The sequence below is a fragment of the Sphingomonas sp. SphC10 genome, from assembly GCF_057004845.1.
In genome coordinates this window covers 2,393,226-2,412,607 of the sequence record NZ_CM168044.1, presented here as the reverse complement: position 1 = coordinate 2,412,607, position 19,382 = coordinate 2,393,226, and the positions used below count along the sequence as shown (strand labels likewise).

At 66.1% G+C, this 19,382-nt stretch carries 16 protein-coding genes; 12 read left to right on the top strand and 4 right to left on the bottom strand.

Going from position 1 to position 19,382, the window contains the following annotated elements; genetic code table 11:
- Positions 1 to 84 precede the first annotated feature (84 nt).
- The gene (gene typA / locus ACWKSV_RS10980) at positions 85 to 1,926 is read left to right on the top strand and encodes a translational GTPase TypA (RefSeq protein ID WP_042489612.1); all 1,842 of its coding nucleotides are present in this window, start codon (positions 85 to 87) and stop codon (positions 1,924 to 1,926) included.
- 536 nt (positions 1,927 to 2,462) lie between these two features.
- Here the strand turns inward: typA and ACWKSV_RS10975 are convergent.
- The gene (locus ACWKSV_RS10975; RefSeq protein WP_076717579.1) at positions 2,463 to 3,677 is read right to left on the bottom strand and encodes a methionine gamma-lyase; all 1,215 of its coding nucleotides are present in this window, start codon (positions 3,675 to 3,677) and stop codon (positions 2,463 to 2,465) included.
- Positions 3,678 to 3,791: 114 nt separating this feature from the next.
- On the opposite strand from ACWKSV_RS10975, the gene ACWKSV_RS10970 reads away from it, so the two are divergent.
- The gene (locus ACWKSV_RS10970; protein WP_076718432.1) at positions 3,792 to 4,247 is read left to right on the top strand and encodes an Lrp/AsnC family transcriptional regulator; all 456 of its coding nucleotides are present in this window, start codon (positions 3,792 to 3,794) and stop codon (positions 4,245 to 4,247) included.
- Positions 4,248 to 4,450: 203 nt separating this feature from the next.
- On the opposite strand, the gene ACWKSV_RS10965 is transcribed toward ACWKSV_RS10970, so the two are convergent.
- Positions 4,451 to 7,111, bottom strand: a complete 2,661-nt coding sequence (locus ACWKSV_RS10965; protein WP_216637072.1) for an Rne/Rng family ribonuclease — start codon at positions 7,109 to 7,111, stop codon at positions 4,451 to 4,453.
- Between the two features lie 484 nt (positions 7,112 to 7,595).
- Between ACWKSV_RS10965 and ACWKSV_RS10960 the strand changes: the two genes are divergently transcribed.
- Complete coding sequence (locus tag ACWKSV_RS10960) at positions 7,596 to 8,831, top strand: N-acetylmuramoyl-L-alanine amidase family protein (RefSeq protein WP_076717575.1); 1,236 nt, start codon at positions 7,596 to 7,598, stop codon at positions 8,829 to 8,831.
- 70 nt (positions 8,832 to 8,901) lie between these two features.
- Here the strand turns inward: ACWKSV_RS10960 and ACWKSV_RS10955 are convergent, their stop codons facing one another.
- Positions 8,902 to 9,210 (bottom strand): hypothetical protein, encoded by a 309-nt coding sequence (locus ACWKSV_RS10955; protein ID WP_156884328.1) that lies wholly within the window; start codon positions 9,208 to 9,210, stop codon positions 8,902 to 8,904.
- Between the two features lie 110 nt (positions 9,211 to 9,320).
- Between ACWKSV_RS10955 and trhO the strand changes: the two genes are divergently transcribed.
- The 6 genes from trhO to ACWKSV_RS10925 all read left to right on the top strand — a co-directional run bounded on the left by trhO (position 9,321) and on the right by ACWKSV_RS10925 (position 16,257).
- Positions 9,321 to 10,274: an oxygen-dependent tRNA uridine(34) hydroxylase TrhO gene (gene trhO, locus ACWKSV_RS10950; RefSeq protein WP_076717573.1), complete on the top strand. Its 954-nt coding sequence runs from the start codon at positions 9,321 to 9,323 to the stop codon at positions 10,272 to 10,274.
- A gap of 66 nt (positions 10,275 to 10,340) precedes the next feature.
- Positions 10,341 to 12,833: a penicillin-binding protein 1A gene (locus ACWKSV_RS10945; RefSeq protein ID WP_076717571.1), complete on the top strand. Its 2,493-nt coding sequence runs from the start codon at positions 10,341 to 10,343 to the stop codon at positions 12,831 to 12,833.
- Between the two features lie 66 nt (positions 12,834 to 12,899).
- Entirely contained in the window at positions 12,900 to 14,027 is a 1,128-nt protein-coding gene (gene prfB / locus ACWKSV_RS10940; RefSeq protein ID WP_056436615.1) for a peptide chain release factor 2, read from the top strand.
- Positions 14,028 to 14,055: 28 nt separating this feature from the next.
- Complete coding sequence (locus tag ACWKSV_RS10935; RefSeq protein WP_168371542.1) at positions 14,056 to 14,799, top strand: class I SAM-dependent methyltransferase; 744 nt, start codon at positions 14,056 to 14,058, stop codon at positions 14,797 to 14,799.
- A 274-nt stretch (positions 14,800 to 15,073) separates the two neighbouring features.
- Positions 15,074 to 15,520, top strand: coding sequence for a hypothetical protein (locus tag ACWKSV_RS10930; protein WP_156884327.1), 447 nt, complete (start codon positions 15,074 to 15,076; stop codon positions 15,518 to 15,520).
- Positions 15,517 to 16,257 (top strand): TorF family putative porin, encoded by a 741-nt coding sequence (locus ACWKSV_RS10925; protein ID WP_076717567.1) that lies wholly within the window; start codon positions 15,517 to 15,519, stop codon positions 16,255 to 16,257. The genes ACWKSV_RS10930 and ACWKSV_RS10925 overlap by 4 nt, the downstream gene beginning before the upstream one ends.
- 195 nt (positions 16,258 to 16,452) lie before the next feature.
- On the opposite strand, the gene ACWKSV_RS10920 is transcribed toward ACWKSV_RS10925, so the two are convergent.
- Positions 16,453 to 16,836 (bottom strand): JAB domain-containing protein, encoded by a 384-nt coding sequence (locus tag ACWKSV_RS10920; RefSeq protein ID WP_156884326.1) that lies wholly within the window; start codon positions 16,834 to 16,836, stop codon positions 16,453 to 16,455.
- Positions 16,837 to 16,941: 105 nt separating this feature from the next.
- Between ACWKSV_RS10920 and ACWKSV_RS10915 the strand changes: the two genes are divergently transcribed.
- The 3 genes from ACWKSV_RS10915 to ACWKSV_RS10905 all read left to right on the top strand — a co-directional run bounded on the left by ACWKSV_RS10915 (position 16,942) and on the right by ACWKSV_RS10905 (position 19,379).
- Positions 16,942 to 17,736 carry a thymidylate synthase gene (locus tag ACWKSV_RS10915; protein ID WP_191864580.1) on the top strand — a complete coding sequence of 265 codons (795 nt, stop codon included), beginning with the start codon at positions 16,942 to 16,944 and terminating at the stop codon, positions 17,734 to 17,736.
- Positions 17,733 to 18,200 carry a dihydrofolate reductase gene (locus tag ACWKSV_RS10910; RefSeq protein ID WP_076717563.1) on the top strand — a complete coding sequence of 156 codons (468 nt, stop codon included), beginning with the start codon at positions 17,733 to 17,735 and terminating at the stop codon, positions 18,198 to 18,200. Before ACWKSV_RS10915 ends, ACWKSV_RS10910 begins: the two co-directional genes overlap by 4 nt.
- A gap of 147 nt (positions 18,201 to 18,347) precedes the next feature.
- A complete protein-coding gene (locus ACWKSV_RS10905) occupies positions 18,348 to 19,379 on the top strand; it encodes a GGDEF domain-containing protein (protein ID WP_076717561.1) in 1,032 nt (343 codons plus the stop codon).
- Positions 19,380 to 19,382: the final 3 nt, after the last annotated feature.

Below are 19,382 nucleotides of genomic sequence, written 5' to 3'. Positions count from 1 at the left end.
CGCAATATCCGCGCCGCCCTTTCGCTTTGCTTGGCTTTCGGCTATGGCGCGCTGCGACATACCCTCCGAACAAGAGAAATTTGCATGAGCCTCCGCAACGTGGCGATCATCGCGCACGTCGACCATGGCAAAACCACCCTGGTCGATCAGCTGTTCCGCCAGTCGGGCACCTTCCGTGACAACCAGCGCGTCGAAGAGCGCGCGATGGACTCCAACGACCTGGAAAAGGAGCGCGGGATCACCATTCTCGCCAAGCCGACCTCGGTCGACTGGACTCCCCCGGGCAGCGACGAGTCGATCCGCATCAACATCGTCGACACCCCCGGCCACGCCGACTTCGGCGGCGAGGTGGAGCGCATCCTCTCGATGGTCGACGGCGTCGTCCTGCTGGTCGATTCGTCGGAAGGCGCGATGCCGCAGACGAAGTTCGTGACCGGCAAGGCGCTGGCGCTGGGCCTGAAGCCCATCGTCGTCGTCAACAAGGTCGACCGCGCCGACGCGCGTATCCAGGAAGTGCTGGACGAAGTGTTCGACCTGTTCGTCTCGCTCGACGCGAATGACGAGCAGCTGGACTTCCCCGTCCTCTACGCCTCGGGCCGTAACGGCTATGCCTCGACTGACATGGACGCGCGCGAAGGCACGCTGATCCCGATGTTCGAGACGATCGTGAACCACGTGCCCGCTCCCAAGGTCGAGGTCGAGGACGTGCCCTTCACCTTCCTGGTGACGCTGCTCGACCGCGACAACTTCCTGGGCCGCATCCTGACCGGCCGCGTCAACTCGGGCACGGTCAAGCTGAACCAGGCGATCCACGCACTCGACGCCGACGGCAACATCGTCGAGACCGGCCGTGCGTCGAAGATCATGTCGTTCCGTGGCCTGGACCGCGTGCCGGTCGAGGAAGCCAAGGCGGGCGACATCATCTCGCTGGCGGGTCTGGCGGTCGCCACCGTGGCGAACACCATCGCCGACACCAGCGTCAGCGAGCCGCTGAAGGCGCAGCCGATCGATCCGCCGACGCTGTCGATGCGCTTCGCCGTCAACGACTCGCCGATGGCGGGCCGTGAGGGCTCGAAGGTCACCAGCCGCATGATCCGCGACCGCCTGATGCGCGAAGCGGAATCGAACGTCGCGGTGAAGGTCACCGAGAGCGACGACCGTGACAGCTTCGAGGTTGCCGGTCGCGGCGAACTCCAGCTGGGCGTTCTGATCGAGACGATGCGCCGCGAAGGCTTCGAGCTGGGCATCAGCCGCCCGCGCGTGCTGTTCGGCGAGGATGAGGACGGCAAGAAGACCGAGCCGTACGAGACCGTCATCATCGACGTGGACGAGGAATATTCGGGCACGGTCGTCGAGAAGATGAACCTGCGCAAGGCCGAGATGACCGACATGCGTCCCTCGGGCGGCGGCAAGACCCGCATCACCTTCTCGGCGCCGTCGCGCGGCATGATCGGTTACCACGGCGAGTTCCTGTCGGACACGCGCGGCACCGGCATCATGAACCGCCTTTTCGAGAAGTACGGCCCCCACAAGGGCAAGATCGAAGGCCGCAAGAACGGCGTTCTGATCTCGAACGGCGCGGGCGAAGCGCAGGGCTATGCCCTGGGTCCGCTCGAAGAGCGTGGCATCCTGTTCGTCGGTCACGGTGAGGCACTCTATGAGGGCATGATCATCGGCGAGAACGCCAAGACGGATGACCTCGAGGTCAACCCGATGAAGGCGAAGCAGCTGACCAACTTCCGCGCGTCGGGCGGTAAGGATGACGCCATCCGCCTGACCCCGCCGAAGAAGATGACGCTGGAACAGGCCATTGCGTATATCGACGACGACGAGATGGTCGAAGTGACCCCGAAGTCGATCCGTCTGCGCAAGCGCTACCTCGACCCGAACGAGCGCAAGCGCGCGGCTCGCTCGAAGGCGGCGTAATCGGGCTAGCCAGTCAGGAAGGGGGCCGGGCGGAAACGTCCGGCCCTTTTTCGTGTGAGCGACCATTGGCGTTGCCAGTCGTCCCCGGCACGCGGATTATATCGCAAATCCGATCACAGAATGCGGACAAGTCCGTTAGCGCGATAGGGGTTCGTGCGATATCGAAAGCGCCATAGGGAGCAGGAGGGGTTTTATGGCGCTGGCAATCGAGATTGGTGTGGCCTGGTTGGCCGCTTCGGTCGTGTTCGGTTACGCGATCGCACGGACGATCCCGGCGATCCGCTGATACCCGTTTTCGGCTTTCCGTCGCTCTTCTCCGGCAAGGGGGCGGAATGCCGAGCCTGAAACATGAAGCTGATCGACTCGCGACTAGGCACCGAACGCCGTTCAGCGTGAGCGAAGTCGAAGGCCACGCCTGGACCTCCGCCACGATCGGACCATGGATCGAGACGCTCTCGCTTGGCCTTCGACTTCGCTCACGCTGAACGGAGGGTACGAGGTGGCGGCAACGCCGTTAGCGACCGGCCCCGCTTGCATCACGCCGCGTGCGACAGAGTGCCTAACTCAGCATCCAAGGCCGCACCCAGATCGGCCCAGATATCCCGCACATCCTCCAGCCCGACCGACAGCCGGACCAGATCGGGCATGATGCCATGCGCGATGAGCTGTTCGACCGGATAGGTGGAATGGGTCATGCTGGCGGGATGCTGGATCAGCGTCTCGGCATCGCCCAGCGACACGGCGCGCTGGATCAGTGTCAGCCGGTTCATCACGCGCTTGCCCGCCTCGAACCCGCCGCGCACCTGAAAGGCGATCATGCCGCCGGGCAGCGCCATCTGACGCCGGGCCAAGTCATGCTGGGGGAAGCTCTCCAGCCCCGGATAATGGACCGCATGCACCGCCGGATGCGCCTGAAGCCGCTCGGCAATCGCCTGTGCCGAGGCGGCATGACGCTGTACGCGGAGTTCCAGCGTCTTCAGGCCGCGCAGGATCAGCATGGCGTTGAACGGGGACAGCACCGCGCCGGTCATGTCCTTCACGCCGAACAGCCGAACCTGCTGGATATCCGCCGCCCGGCCCAGCACCATGCCCGCCACCAGATCGCCATGTCCGCCCAGATATTTCGTGGCGGAGTGCACGACGAAGTCGGCACCCAGCGCGATCGGGCGGGTGATGACCGGCGTGGCATAGGTGTTGTCGACCATGCTCCACGCGCCATGCGCCTTGGCGAGGGCGCAGACCGCCTGGATATCGACCAGCCGCATATTGGGATTGGCGGGCGTCTCGAAATAGACGAGCTTGGTGTCCGGCCCGAACGCCGCCTCGACCGCGGCGATGTCGGTCATGTCGACATGGGTGACGCGGATGCCGAACCGGCCCAGCCCATGCTGCATGAAGGCGAAGGTGCAGCCATAAAGCGTCATGTCGGTCAGGATTTCGTCACCGGGGCGCAGCAGCGTCCACAGGGTCGCGGTGATCGCCCCCATGCCCGATGCCGTGCCCAGCGCCGCTTCGGCGCCTTCCAGATGCGCGACGCGCCGTTCCAGCAGGTCGAGCGTCGGGTTGGAGATGCGGCTATAGACATGGCCCGGTGCCTCGCCCGAGAAGCGCGCCGCGCCGTCTTCCGCGCTTTCGAAGGCGAAGGTCGAGGTCAGGTGAAGCGGCGGGGTCAGCGCGCCCTCGTGATCCTGGGGATCATAGCCATGATGGATGGCGGCGGTCGAAAAACCGAAGGGGGCGGGGGTCGACATGGTGGACAGGCTTTCTCTGCGTGATGCCACCATTCTATGGCGGAAGCCCCGCGCCGAAATTGCGTTCTTTGCCAATCATGCATGCTGAATTGGCAGAATCTGCTAGGATCGGGCATGGACACCAAGGATCGCCAAATCGTTCGCCTGCTCCAGCAGGACGGACGCCTCACCAACCAGGAACTGTCCGAACGGGTCGGCCTGTCGCCGTCTCCCTGTCTGCGGCGGGTGCGGCTGCTCGAACAGGCGGGGGTGATTCAAGGTTATGGCGCGATCGTCGACCAGCAGCGCTATGGCCTGCCGGTGACCGCGTTCATCCGGGTGCGGCTGGAGCGCCATGCCCGCGATCTGGTGCAGCAGTTCGAGGAGGCGATCCGCCAGCTGGACGAGGTGATGGATTGCCACCTGCTGACCGGGGATGCGGATTATCTGCTTCGGGTCATCGTTGCCGATCTGGAGGCCTATGAGCGCTTCATCCGCCGCAAGATGCACGCAATCGCCGGGATCACCAGCCTGGATACCACCTTTGCCTATGGGGTGGTGAAGAGCAGTCGGACATTTCCCGTCGATTGATCCCAGCCATTAATCCCCCCTTGTAGGGGAGGGTGTCCCGCTTCGAGGGGCATCCCCGCCCCCGCAAAAGGTGACACCCCTCCGTCAGGCCTTTGGCCTGCCACCTTCCCTTGCAGGGGAGGAATGGGAAAGAAGGGCTTAAACGAAAAACGCCCTCCTTCCGCTGGGGAAGGAGGGCGTCTTGCCGGTTGGTGCCGGGGCGATCAGGCGCCGAAGGTGCGCTGCCACCAGCCGCGGCGCGGGGTTTCCCCGGTCGCGTTTTCGGCGTCGGTCTCGGTCGCGGCCGGTTCCTCGGCCGGAGTGGCCTCGGCGGCAGGGGCTTCCTCGGCGACCGGCTCGACGGCGACCTTGGGGGCCGCCTTCTTGCGGACGCGCTTGGGCTTGGCCGGGGCTTCGGCTTCCGCCTCGGCGACCGGAGCGGCTTCCTCGGCGGCAACCTTGGGAGCGGCCTTCTTGCGGACACGCTTGGGCTTGGCCGGAGCTTCCGCCTCGGCTTCCGCCACCGGCGCGACCGGAGCAGGGGCTTCCTCGACGACGGGCGTCTCGACCGTTTCGCTGACGACCGGCGCGGCCTTGCGGGCGCGCGGACGGCGGCGGGTCTTGGGCGCGTCGCTCGCTTCGGCCTCGGCCACTGCGAGTGGGGTCGTCACCGGTGCGGCATCGCCCGCCTCGATCGGCTCGACGATCGGCAGCGGCGCGTCCGACGCGTCGTCATCCGACACGGTTTCGGCAGCGGTCTCGGCCGTGTCGTTCGCGGCACCCTCGCCACGACGACCGCCACGGCGACCGCGACGACCACGACGGCGGCGTCCGCCTTCGCGCGGCTCGGCCTCGGTGGCTTCGACCGTCTCGGCGGTGTCGTCCTCGGCCGATTCCTCGGCGTCGGTCTCGTCCTGCTCGGCCTCATGCTGCTCAGCGTCGTCCGCCTGCTCTTCGCCCTCGGCCTGTTCGCTGCCTTCACCCTCGCCACGGTTGCGGCGACCACGACGGCGGCGGCGGCGCTTGCGGCCATTGCCGTCACCCTCGTCACGCGATTCGCGTGGGCGGGGCGCCTCGGTCGCTTCCTCCTCGACCTCGTCCTCTTCTTCCTCTTCGATCTCGTCGACCAGATCGTCCTCATCCTCCTCGACGGGGAGGAGCATGTCGATCTTGGGCGCATAGGCCGGCGGCGGGCCCGAGGCCTCGACCGTCATGCGCGCACCCTCCTCCTCGCGGTCGGGGATGATCTCGACGGTCACGCCGTAGCGATCCTCGATCTCGGCGATGTCGGCGCGCTTGCGGTTCAGCACATAGACGGCCGCTTCCTGGCTGGCGCGCAGCGTCAGGATCGAGCCGCGACCGCGCGCGGCCTCGTCCTCGATCAGGCGGAGCGCCGACAGGCCCGAGGACGAGGCGGTGCGGACCAGGCCGGTGCCCTCGCAATGCGGGCAGGGGCGGGTCGAGGCTTCGAGCACGCCGGTGCGCAGGCGCTGGCGGCTCATTTCCATCAGGCCGAAGGACGAGATGCGGCCCACCTGGATGCGGGCGCGATCGTTCTTCAGCGCCTCCTTCATCGCCTTCTCGACCTTCCGGACATTGGAATTGTTGTCCATGTCGATGAAGTCGATGACGACCAGGCCCGCCATGTCGCGCAGACGCAGCTGGCGCGCGATTTCCTGCGCGGCTTCCAGATTGGTCGCGGTCGCGGTCTGCTCGATATTATGCTCGCGGGTCGAGCGCCCGGAGTTGATGTCGATCGAGACGAGTGCTTCGGTCGGGTTGATGACCAGATAGCCGCCCGACTTCAGCTGGACGACCGGATTGTACATCGCGGCCAGCTGGTCCTCGACATGCGCGCGCTGGAACAGCGGCACGGCATCGGCATATTGCTTCACCCGACGAGCGTGCGCAGGCATCAGCAGGCGCATGAAGTCCTTCGCCTGGCGATAGCCTTCCTCGCCCTCGACGATGACTTCCTCGATCTCGCGATTATAGATGTCGCGGATCGCACGCTTGATCAGATCGCTGTCGCCATAGATCAGCGCGGGTGCCGACGAATGCAGCGTCTTCTCGCGAATGCCGTCCCACAGGCGCGCGAGGTAATCGAAGTCGCGCTTGATCTCGGTCTTGGTGCGCTGAAGGCCCGCGGTGCGGACGATGCAGCCCATGGTCGAGGGCAGCTGCATCTCGGCCATGATGGTCTTCAGGCGCTTGCGGTCGGCTGCGTTCGAAATCTTCCGGCTGATGCCGCCGCCGTGCGACGTGTTGGGCATCAGTACGCAGTAACGACCGGCGAGCGACAGATAGGTGGTCAGCGCCGCACCCTTGTTGCCGCGCTCTTCCTTGACGATCTGGACCAGCAGCACCTGGCGGCGATGGATGACGTCCTGGATTTTGTAGCGGCGGCGCAGATTCTGGCGACGCTGGCGCAGTGCCTCGACCTGATCGTCGTTGACGGTCGACTTGCGGGCGCGGGGTGCGGCCTCGCCGTCCTCATCGTCATGATGGTCGTCGGCGTGATCGTCATGATCCTCGCCATCATGATCGTCATCATCCTCGGCGTCGAGTTCGGCGCGCAGCGCGGCCTCTTCGGCGGCATGCTCGGCCTCTTCGCGGAGCAGGGCTTCGCGATCTTCCTTCGGGATCTGGTAATAGTCGGGGTGGATTTCCGAAAAGGCCAGGAAGCCATGACGGTTGCCGCCGTAATCGACGAAGGCCGCCTGCAGCGACGGTTCGACGCGGGTCACCTTGGCGAGGTAGATATTGCCCTTGAGCTGCTTGCGCTCGGCCGACTCGAAGTCGAATTCCTCGATCCGGTTACCCTTGACGACGGCCACGCGGGTTTCTTCCCGGTGGCGTGCGTCGATCAGCATACGCGTGGTCATTGTGAAGTCTCCACGCGCGCGCCGGGCCTGGTGGCAGCCGTCGCGCGCGGTAAATAAGGTGGGCGGCGGCGCGGGGCGCCGGTCCGCTGGAAAAAACGGAATGCGTGCCGGTCGCAGCCGCAGCATCGGCAACGGGGCCGGTGCGGACCCACGACACCGCGATCCCACCGGCAAAGGCCGGTCGGTCAGCGGGGTGGATCATATGCGTCATGCGAGCGTCAACCTGGTTGGTCCGGGCGCGAAATCCTCGCAGTCCCAGCCCTTTTAGAGATGGCCCCGTCCCGATCGTGGGAGAGGTGATCGAGGCCGGGGTCCGCAGGAGTGCTAGCATCATCGGAACGTTTGCGCAACAGGCGGAAATCTGCCGGTCGAGCGGCCAAAACATGCCGAATTTTCGGTTAACCAATGGCCGAAAGCCTGGAGACAGGCACGTTTCGCTATCCCGGCGTTTCGATCCCCGGATCGTGGAAAAGGGTATGCGGTAATGGCTTTTCGCTGGACCAGCGACGCACGGGCACGGCATGGTTGCCGTGTCGTGCTGATGCTGTTCACATTCCTGATCGGGCTGTTCGCGCCGATGAGCGCGATGGCCGCGACGGTGCAGAAAGTGGTGGTGCGCGGCGCGCGCCTGATCATCCGGTTCGACACGCCGGTCAAACGCGCGCGCAGCGTCATGCTGACCGAACAGCGCCGCGTCGCGATCGACGTGACCGGCGCGTCGCCCGGCCCCGCCACGATCGACGACGGCGTGGTGCGCGGGCTGACCCAGACCCGGATCCAGCCCGGCGTCACCCGGCTGACCTTCGCGCTGGCGCAGGACGCGGCGATCTTCGATGGCGGGTTCGACGATGACGGCAAGACCCTGTCGCTGACGCTGAAGCCCATGGTCGGCCGCTATACCCAGGCGAGCTTTGCGGGCGTGCTCGACTTCTTCCCGTTCCATTTCCAGCGCAAGCCCGCCTACACGCTGACCGTACCGGTGCCGAGCCCGTCGCGCGCCTTGCCGCTGCCGCGCGTGAAGGGGGCGGACAACCGTCCGCTGGTGGTGATCGATGCGGGGCATGGCGGGGTCGATCCCGGTGCGATCAACCCGCAGACGGGCCTGCGCGAAAAGGACGTGACGCTGGCCATCGCGAAGGAGATTCGCGACACGCTGGTCGCCAGCGGACGGGTGCGCGCTGCGCTGACCCGCGAGGACGACCGCTACATCCTCCACCGCGAGCGCTACGGCATTGCGCGGCGGCTGCATGCCGACCTGTTCATCTCGATCCATTGTGACAGCGCAGGGGCAGGGGAAGCACGCGGCGCGACCGCCTATACCCTGTCCGACGTGGCCTCCGACAAGGAAGCCGCACGGCTGGCGGCGCGCGAGAACAAGGCGGACGTGATCGCAGGCGTCGACCTGGGCGGGAACAGCGACGTCTCCTCGATCCTGATCGACCTGACCCAGCGCGAGACGATGAACGCCTCGGCCAGTTTCGCGCGTCTGCTCGGCCGCGAGGCGCAGCCGCTCATCCCGGTCAAGCCGACCTTCCACCGCATGGCCTCTCTGATGGTGCTGAAGGCGCCCGACATGCCGTCCATCCTGTTCGAGACGGGCTATATCTCGAATATGCAGGACGCGGCGTTCCTCGCCAGCGAAGAGGGGCGCGAGCGGATCGCCAAGGCGGTACTGCAGGCGGTCGAAGTCCACTTCGCCCGGCGGATGGCGGCGCGGTAGCGAGTTATTGTTGAGCTGATGTCGGGCCGAAATGCGCGGCAGATACCCCATCTGCCGCGCATGATCATTGTCATGGACACATGCCGTTATAGTAACGGTAATAGGGCGTTGCGTTGCCCGAATATTCTATGTCACCACTACAGTAGGCTGTCTCTCGGCCAGCCACCTGCTGGCGGGTGGCATCGGTGTAATAAACTTTGACATAGGCATAATCTGTATATTGCGCAGCTGCCGTGGTGCTCATCATGATGGCAGCAAGAATGGCGAGCTTCGATATTTTCATATTGCCTCCTAATGTCCAGCATTCATGGCAAACGGTCGAATCGGGATTTGTGATCGACGTATAAGATGTATCGGGAAAATAGACGTCGTTCAACATGACTCATGCTGGCATTTGATGTATTGTAGTCGATCACCTGGCGAGTATTCTCGTTCCGGGTGAATGTTGAGGTCTGGTCCCGTATTGCCAATCGGCGTAAAGGCGCGGGCATGATCCGCGTCTGTGCCCTGTACCGTTTCGCCGCTTTCCCCGACCCCGCCGCGCTGCGTGCGCCGTTGCTCGCCGTCGCCGAGGCGAACGGGATTCGCGGCACGCTGCTGCTGGCGAGCGAGGGGATCAACGGCACGGTGGCGGGCAGCACGCACGCGATCGAGGCGCTGCTCGCGCATATCCGGACGCTGCCGGGGTGTGCCGATGTCGACTATAAGGACTCGACCGCCGAGACGATGCCGTTCCATCGGATGAAGGTGCGGCTGAAGCGTGAGATCGTGTCGATGGGCGTGGAGGGGATCGATCCGCGCCGAGAGGTCGGCACCTATGTCGCGGGCGAGGAATGGAATGCGCTGATCACCGATCCCGACACCCTCTTGATCGACACGCGCAATGATTACGAGGTCGCGATCGGCACGTTCGACGGCGCGGTCGATCCGGGGACGCGCAGCTTCCGGGATTTCCCCGACTGGTTCCGCCAGAATCGCGACGAACTGATGGCGGGCAAGTCCAAGGTCGCGATGTTCTGCACCGGCGGCATACGCTGCGAAAAGGCGACCGCGTTCCTGAAGGCGGAAGGGGTGGCGGACGTCTTCCACCTCGATGGCGGCATCCTGAAATATCTGGAGACGATGCCGGAAGAGAAGAGTCGCTGGAAGGGCGAATGCTTCGTTTTCGATGCACGCGTCGCGGTCGGGCATGGGCTGGCGCAAGGATCGCACGGCTTGTGCCATGGCTGCCGGATGCCGGTCAGCCCGGAGGATCGCGCCTCGCCGCTCTATGTCGAGGGGGTGAGCTGCCCCGCCTGTCACGGCACGCGCGACGCGGAGCGGCTGGCCGCCTATGCCGAACGGCACCGGCAGGAAGCGCTGGCGGCGGCGCGGGGGCAGGCGCATGTCGGCGCACGCTATCCGTCCGCGGAAGATGCGCGCGACGAACCGCAGCCCCTGTAACGCGCAACCGATCCGCAGGCGGGTGGCAAGCCGGGGCGAACCTGCTACACGAAGCCCCGCAAAGCCATGGCCGTCGAAACCTTTTCCCCCTCCGAACCCGCCGAACCGCCGCGTCGCCCGCTCTGGCGCCGCTGGTGGGTGCGGGTGCTCGCCGTCCTTGCGCTGCTCGCGGCGATCGGTGGCGGCGTGTTCTGGTTCGTGTTCATCCGCGACCTGCCCTCGGTCGACGCGCTCAAGGCCTATGAGCCGCCGCTGCCGACCCATGTGCGCGGAATCGACGGCACCCCGATCCAATCCTATGCGCGCGAGCGCCGGGTCGAGCTGTCCTACAATGAATATCCTCCGCTCCTCGTCCGTGCCTTCCTGGCGGCGGAGGACAAGAGCTTCTTCGAGCATGGCGGTGTCGATTATCCCGGCCTGGCGGGCGCGGTCATCGACTATGCCAAGAAATTCGGCAGCGGGCGGCGCGCGCGCGGCGGCTCGACCATCACCCAGCAGGTCGCCAAGAACCTGTTGATCGGCGACGCCTATTCGCCGACCCGCAAGATCAAGGAGGCGATCCTCGCCTATAAGATCGAGGACACGCTGACCAAGCCGCAGATCCTGGAGCTGTATCTCAACCAGATCGCGCTCGGCCGGAACGCCTTCGGCGTCGAGGCGGCGGCCCATGCCTATTTCGACAAGGAACTGGACGAACTGACGCTGGGGCAGATGGCCTATCTGGCGCTGTTGCCCAAGGGACCGGCCAATTACGATCCCGTCCGCCACCCCGACCGCGCGCTGGAGCGCCGCGCCTATGTGCTGCGCGAGATGCTGTCGAACAACTTCATCACCCGTGCGCAATATGACGCTGCGATGGCCGAGCCGCTGGGCACCGTGCTGCGCCGCACGCCCAAATATGCGCAGGTCGGCGGCTATTTCGTCGAGGAGGTCCGCCGCCAGCTCATCAAGCGTTATGGCGAAAAGGCGGAGAGCGGGCCGAACAGCGTCTATGACGGCGGTCTCTGGGTGCGCACCTCGCTGGATACCCGGTTGCAGGATCTGGCGGCCGAAGCGTTGCGCGACGGCCTGATCCGGTTCGAGGGCGGGCGCGGCTGGTCCGGGCCGATCCGGCACGAGGATATCGAGGACGGCAACTGGCAGCAGGTGCTGCTGAACACCAATATCGGCCTCGACTATCGCGACTGGCGCGCCGGGATCGTCACCGCCAAGACCTCGGGCGAGGCGACGATCGGCTTTGCCAATGGCCGCACCGGCACGCTGCCACGCAGCTTCGCGCAGATGCCGCGCCGGGGCACGGCGGCGACCGCGTTCAGCGCGTTGAAGGTCGGTGACATCATCGCCGTGTCGCCGGCGGGCGAGCAGTTCCAGCTGCGCTCCATCCCGCGCATCTCGGGCGGCTTCGTCGTCGAGGAACCCGCGACCGGCCGCGTGCTGGCGATGCAGGGCGGCTTCGACGCCCGGCTCCAGGCGTTTAACCGCGCCACCCAGGCCGAGCGTCAGCCGGGCTCGACGATCAAGCCCATCGTCTATTCCGCCGCGCTGAACAGCGGCATGACGCCCGCCTCGATCATCGTCGACGGTCCGTTCTGCGTCGATCAGGGGGCCGGTCTGGGGACGAAGTGTTTCCGCAACTTCGGCAATTCGGCCGGGGCGGGGCCGCACACGATGCGCTGGGGCATCGAGCAGTCGCGCAACCTGATGACCGTGCGAACCGCCTCGACCGTCGGCATGAAGAATGTCGTGGCGACGATCAAGCAGATGGGGATCGGCGATTTCCCGCCCTATCTGGCCTATGCACTGGGCGCGGGCGAAACGACGGTGGGGCAGATGGTCAACGCCTATGCGATCCTCGCCAATAACGGGCGCGGCGGCGATCCCTCGCTGATCGACTTCGCGCAGGACCGGCACGGCAAGGTGATCTGGCCGGAAAACTGGCGCGCCTGCGACCGCTGCAACGCCGCCGATTATGACGGCAAGCCGATGCCGCGTCCGGTCTCGCGCCAGCGCCAGGTGCTCGACGCGATGACCGCCTATCAGATGGTCCACATCACCGAGGGTGTGATCCAGCGCGGCACCGCCACCGGCCTGCGCGACCTGAACCGCCCGATGTTCGGCAAGACCGGCACCAATAACGGCCCGACCGATGTGTGGTTCGTCGGCGGCACGCCGCAGTTCGTCGGTGGCCTCTATATCGGCTATGACACGCCGCGTTCGCTGGGCGGCTATGCGCAGGGCGGGACCATCGCGGTGCCGATCTTCCGCCAGTTCGCCGAAAAGGCCTATGAGGGGCTCGAGAAGCTGCCCTTCCGCGCGGCGCCCGGCATTCGCATGGTCCGCATCGACCGCGCGAGCGGGCGGCCGGTCTATGGTACCTTCCCGACCGGCGACGATCCCAAGCCCGCCGTGATCTGGGAAGCGTTCAAGCCGGAGAGCGAGCCGCGTCGTCGCGCGCGCCGTGCCGCCGCCGCCGAGGCGCCCGCGACGCCGACCGGCCCGACCAGGCCAGCGCCCCCGCGCGACAGCGATTTCTTGCAAAGAGAAGGCGGAATCTACTAGCCCGCTTCCCATATTCGTTTTGCCGTCCCCGTTCGGGCGGCCGTACGACCGATTCGGAGAATTTTCATGCGCGCTGAAGCGCAGGCTCATGTCGACAAGATCAAGGACGCCCTGGAGCTGCTGCGCCGCTTCCTCGACTGGGACCGCGCGCTGCGCCGCCTGGACGAGCTGAACGCGCGCGTCGAGGACCAGGCCCTGTGGAACGACCCCAAGCAGGCGCAGGAGGTGATGCGCGAGCGTCGCCGCCTGGACGAGGCCATTACCGCCACCCGCGCGATCGAGAACGAGCTGTCGGGCACGGTCGAGCTGATCGAGCTGGCCGAGATGGAGGGCGACGAGGACCTCGAGAAGGAAGCCGTCGCCAGCCTAGGCGAACTCGCCAAGAAGGCCGAGGCCGACAAGATCAAGGCGCTGTTGGCCGGTGAAGCCGATGCCAATGACAGCTATATCGAGATCAACGCGGGCGCGGGCGGCACCGAGAGCCAGGACTGGGCCGGGATGCTCCAGCGCATGTACACGCGCTGGGCCGAGCGGCACGGCATGAAGGTCGAGCTGATCGACTATCATGCGGGCGAACAGGCCGGGATCAAGTCGGCGACCCTGCTGGTCAAGGGCGAGAATGCCTATGGCTATGCCAAGGTCGAATCGGGCGTGCACCGGCTGGTGCGGATCAGCCCGTATGATTCGGCCGCGCGTCGTCACACCAGCTTTTCGAGCGTTTGGGTCTATCCGGTGATCGACGATAATATCGAGGTCGAGATCAACGAGAGCGAGCTGCGCATCGACACCTACCGCGCATCGGGTGCGGGCGGTCAGCACATCAACACCACCGACTCGGCGGTGCGTATCACCCACTTGCCGACCGGCATCGTGGTGCAGTGCCAGAACCAGCGTTCGCAGCACAAGAACAAGGCCGAGGCCTATAATCAGCTTCGCGCCCGCCTGTACGAGCGTGAGTTGGCCGAGCGCGAAGCCGTGGCCAATGCCGAGAATGCGACCAAGACCGATATCGGCTGGGGCCACCAGATCCGGTCCTACGTGCTCCAGCCCTATCAGCTGGTGAAGGACCTGCGCACCGGCACGACCTCGACCGCGCCGGGCGACGTGCTCGACGGCGATCTCGATGCCTTCATGGCGGCGGCCCTGTCGCAGCGCGTGACCGGCGAGGCGGTCGCGGTGGAGGATGTCGACTAAGATGCGTGTCCGGGGGGCGGGGCCCTTGATGGCGGCGGCAGCCCTCGTCATCGCGCTGGGGGGCGTGGTGGCGGCGTGCGACGGTTCGAAGCCGCTGATCCAGCAGCGCGATGACGGGGACGACGACAAGGTCGGCCCGTTCCCGGCGGCGGACCGGCCGGTCGCCGACGTTGTCTCGTCGCGCTGGTCGAGCGAGGATGCGCGCGACCGGCTGCGCGAGGCGGATCAGGTCATGGATCGGGCGAAAATCCGCCCCGGCATGACGGTGGCCGATATCGGCGCGGGCGAGGGTTATTACACCGTCCGCCTGGCGCAGCGTGTCGGCAAGACCGGCCGCGTACTGGCCGAGGATATCGTCGCCGCGTGGCGCGACCGGCTGGCCGAGCGTGTCTCGCGCGAGCGGCTGGACAATGTCAGCGTCCGGCTGGGAGAACCCGCCGACCCCAAGCTGCCACCCACCAGCTTCGACCGCGTTCTCATGGTCCATATGTATCATGAGATCGAGCAGCCCTATGAGTTCTTGTGGCGGCTGTTCCCCGCGCTGAAGTCCGACGGGCTGGTCGTGGTGGTCGATGCCGATCGCCGGACCAAGGCGCATGGCACGCCGCCCGCGCTGCTGAAATGCGAGTTCGAAGCGGTCGGCTTCACCCAGGTGTCGATTGAGAACATGCCCTCGGCGGGCGGCTATCTGGCGACCTTCCGCGCGACCGGCCCGCGTCCGGATCCCAAGGCGATCCGCCCCTGCCGGATGAAGGATAACCAGGGCGGGTAGTCCTGCTCCTCATTCCTCCCCTGCAAGGGGAGGGGGACCATGCGTAGCATGGTGGAGGGGTGTCACCCTATCGAGAGCGGGACACCCCTCCGTCAGGCCTGACGGCCTGCCACCTCCCCTTGCAGGGGAGGAACGGGTCGCGATCATTCGTCACCGTCGCCACGACAAATTTGGAACATGACAGCTTTGTCATGTATTGATCCCGTATCGGCCCCGCCTGGTGCCGATAGACCACCGGCCCGCATAAGCCGGGGTCCCGCAGAAGGAGATGATGATGAACATGCTTTTGATCGCCGGGCTCGCGCTTGGCGGTGTTGTGGCCTCCGACGGGGCGCTCGAACACCGTGTCCAGCTCGACCATCATTCGGGACCGGTCGCGGTCCGCTACAGCGCCGATGTCGGCGTGACCCATAAGCAGATCGGCGCGGTGACGACCGGCGGCCGTCCCTCGACGCTGCGGTGCCTGTGGAGCGCCAATGTCACGGTCCACCGCGAAGCGCGTGGGGCCAGCGGCACGGCGCTGATGCGCAGCGCGGCGCAGGATCGCGTGATCGAGGGTAGCCGCCCCGGCTGGTGCAGCACCAACCGCAACGCCATCGCGCAGGAAGTGGCCCGGCGTCACGACGCGGTGCGCGACCACCTTCAGGCCGTGGCGCAGGAAGACCATGGCCTGCTGCGCGCCGAGATGGATCGCCTGCATGCCGAGACGCGCGCCGGATGAGCTTGCGTATCATTGCCCTGGGTGTCGTATTGGGCACCAGCATCGCCTCGCCGCTCCTCGCGCAGGAGCGGCCTTCGATCGGCGTCGAGGTGAACAGCGACGAGAATCGCCGGGGCCTGAGCTGGAGCGGGGGGCGGGTATCGCCCTCCGCCGATATTTTCGCGACGAGCGGACCGTTCGAGGCGAGCGGCCGGATCGTGGCGCTTCGTGAATCGGCGCGGCATGGCGGCGCGGGGGTGGTCGGCGACCTGAGTCTCGGCGCCTCCACCCTGCTGGGCCCGGTGACGGTGCGCGGACGCGTGACCGGCCACCTGTTCGGCGGGGCGGGCTTCAATGCCGATTATGTCGAACTGGGCGGGTCGGCAGCCTATACGCTGGGTCCGGTGCAGGTCGATGCGGGCGCGGACTATGCACCGTCGCAAAGCGCGATCGGCGGCGACAATCTCTATCTTCATGCCGGAGCCCAGGCGGGCATACCGGGCACGCCCTGGACGTTGCTGGCCGGGCTCGGCCACTCCTCCGGCAAGATCGACAATCCCTTCCGTGCCGCGCGGCTTCGTCCCGGTGGCGATTATAGCGACTGGCGGGTCGGGGTGCAGCATGTCACCGGGCCGGTGACTCTGGGACTGGACTATGTCGGCACCGACGTGTCGGACCGGGCGGCCTCCGCCTTTCCGCTGGCCGATGCGCGGCATTCGGGCGACCGGATCGTCGGGCGGGTGCGCTTCGGGTTCTAAGGGCCAATTTGAAATTCGACGGAAGCGTGCCGTAGGTCCCATGTTTTTAACAGTTTCAGAGGCACGTTGATCACTGTCCACAAGCCTCTCCCCTCCCGCAGGCGGGAGGGGATGGGGGAGGGTAACGCCCCAAGCTGCATTGCCCGTGCATTGGCCCCCACCCCAACCCCTCCCCCCTGCCGGGAGGAGGGGCTTTTAGACCAGCCCCTCTTCTCGAAAGCTGAGCACCCTGCCGCTTCCCAGGATCAGATGGTCGAGCAGCATCACGTCCAGCGCCGCGAGCCCCTGCGCCAGCCGCCGGGTCAATGACAGGTCGGCGGCGCTGGGGCGGGTATCCCCATCGGGGTGGTTGTGCGCGATCAGCACCGCGCTTGCCTCCATCAGGATCGCATCGCGGGCGATCCGGGCGACCGGGACCGTCACCGAATCATGGCGGCCCGCGATATGGCGCAAGCCCAACAGCATCCGTTCCGAACCCAGATAGGCGATCCCCATCGCCTCCTTGTCGCGACGATCCAGCCCGCCGAACAAGCCCAGCGCGTCACGACGCGTGACGATGCGGAGGGGAGGGCGGGGCAAGCCGTACACGACCAGCCCTGCATCATGCTGGGCGCCGACACAGCTTTATCCCGCGCCGATCCGGTTCGGCTTGGCGAGGACCGCGCACGGCGCTAGGTCCGGGGCATGCGGCAATATCTCGATCTCATGGACCGGGTCCTGACCCAGGGCGTGCAGCAGATGGACCGGACCGGCACCGGCACGCTGTCGGTCTTCGGTCACCAGATGCGGTTCGACCTGGCCCGGGGCTTTCCGGCCCTGACCACCAAGAAGCTTCACCTGCGCTCGATCATCGTCGAGCTTTTGTGGTTCCTGCGCGGCGACACCAATGTCCGCTGGCTTCAGGATCGCCGGGTGAGCATCTGGGACGAATGGGCCGACGAGCAGGGCGATCTCGGCCCCGTCTATGGCAAGCAGTGGCGCGACTGGGCGACGGCCGATGGCCGGCATATCGACCAGATCGCCGAGCTGGTGGAGCAGATCCGCACCCAGCCCGCCTCGCGCCGCCAGATCGTGTCCGCCTGGAACCCCGGCGATCTGCACGCCATGGCGCTGGCCCCGTGCCACTGCCTGTTCCAGACCCATGTCGCGAACGGCCGCCTGTCGCTGCAACTCTATCAGCGGTCGGCCGATATCTTCCTTGGCGTGCCGTTCAACATCGCCTCCTATGCGCTGCTGACCCATATGCTGGCGCAGCAATGCGATCTGGAGGTCGGCGAGTTCATCTGGACCGGCGGCGACTGCCATCTATACTTGAATCATCTGGAGCAGGCCAAGACCCAGCTGGGTCGCGAGCCGGGCGCGCTGCCGCGCCTGGAAATCCTGCGCCGCCCGGATGCCATTGACGGTTATGAGCCCGAGGATTTCGTGCTGCACGACTATGTCGCGCAACCCCATATCAAGGCGCCGGTCGCGATATGATCACGCTGGTCCTCGCCCGCGCGCGCAACGGGGTGATCGGGCGCGATGGCGGCTTGCCCTGGCACCTGCCCGCCGATCTCAAGCGGTTCAAGGCGCTGACCATGGGCAAGCCGATGATCATGGGCCGCAAGACCTTCGACAGTTTTCCCGCCCCGCTGCCGGGTCGGCGGCATATCGTCCTGACCCGCGACCGCGCTTGGAGCGCACCGGGCGCCGAGGTGGCGCACGACGTCGCGGGCGCGCTTGCACTGGCGGGCGAGGGGCCGGTGGCGGTGATCGGGGGGGCGGAAATCTTCGACCTGTTCCGCGACATCGCCGACCGGGTGGAATTGACCGAGGTCAATATCGATGCCGAGGGAGATGTCGTCGTCGCCACGTTTTCCAATTGGCGCGAAGTCGAGCGGCAGGATCATCCCGCTTCGGATGACCGTCCATCCTATTCTTTTGTGACGCTGGAGCGATGACAGAAGGATGCATTCTTCACTGAAGCTGGCCATTTTGCGAAAAATATTTCGGCCCGTCTTCATTTGTTGATCCGACATACCTAAACTCATTCTCGGATAAAGAATTGCGGCATTCACCGCATTCGTCTTGGCAGCGGGCAGTGTCGGATGATCATCGATGGGGGGAATGTGCAGGGGCGTCGGGCGGACAGTGATCCGGTCGGCATCCTGGACGCCAGTCACGAGGCGGTCGCGTTCCTCGATCGGCATCGACTGGACCGGACGACCACCAGCTACGCGCTGGCGTTACAGGCGGTCCTTCACCCCTATGGCCCACTGGGCGGTGAGGTCGCGCGGCGGACCGATGGCGGTATCCGCCTGACCGAAGACGATGTCCGCGAACTGATGCCGCTGGTCCGCGAGCATGAGGTCGCCGATCTCGGGCTCGGCCGGATCCAGATGGAGCGGGACCTGGGCGAACAGGCCGAGACGCTGGAGGCGCTGACCTCTGACGCCAGGGCGATCACCGGCGATTTCTCGCATCAGGTCGCGGCGCTGTCCCATGCGCATCGCAGCAACGATGTCGGCCCCGATACTCGCGCCATCGCGATGCTGCTGGAACAGTTGATCGCCCGCATTTCCAAGACTGAACGCGATCTGGAGGAACTGGCGGGCAATATCGCGGGCCTGCGCTCCCGGATGGAGCCCGGCGAAACCGACGATCGGATCGACCAGTTGACCGGCGTCACCAGCCGGACCGGTGCGCAGGCGATGGTCGAGCGGCTGGCCAACGAGCCGCATGGCTATGTGCTGGCAGCGTGCAGCCTGGACGATCTGGAGGGGATCAACGAGCGTTACGGGCGTTCGGTCGCCGACAATGTGCTGCGCGCCTTCGTCGCCACGCTGCGTCAGTCGTGCGAGGGGACGGAGATTATCCGCTGGCAGGGCAATCTGTTCCTGATCGTGCTGCGCGGGCGCCCTTTGTCCACGCTGGCGGGCATGATGGAGGATGCGCGAGTCGCCATGCGCGAACGGACGCTGCGCCTGCGTGGGTCGGGGGAGCCGATCGGGGCGGTCACCATGTCGGGCGGCGTCGCGGTCGGTGTCGGCGTGCCGTTGGAGGAGGTGCTGACGCGCGCCGACATGCTGCGCGATCTGGCGAGCGGGGGCCTCGGCAATCGCATCCTGTCGCGCGCCTAGCCA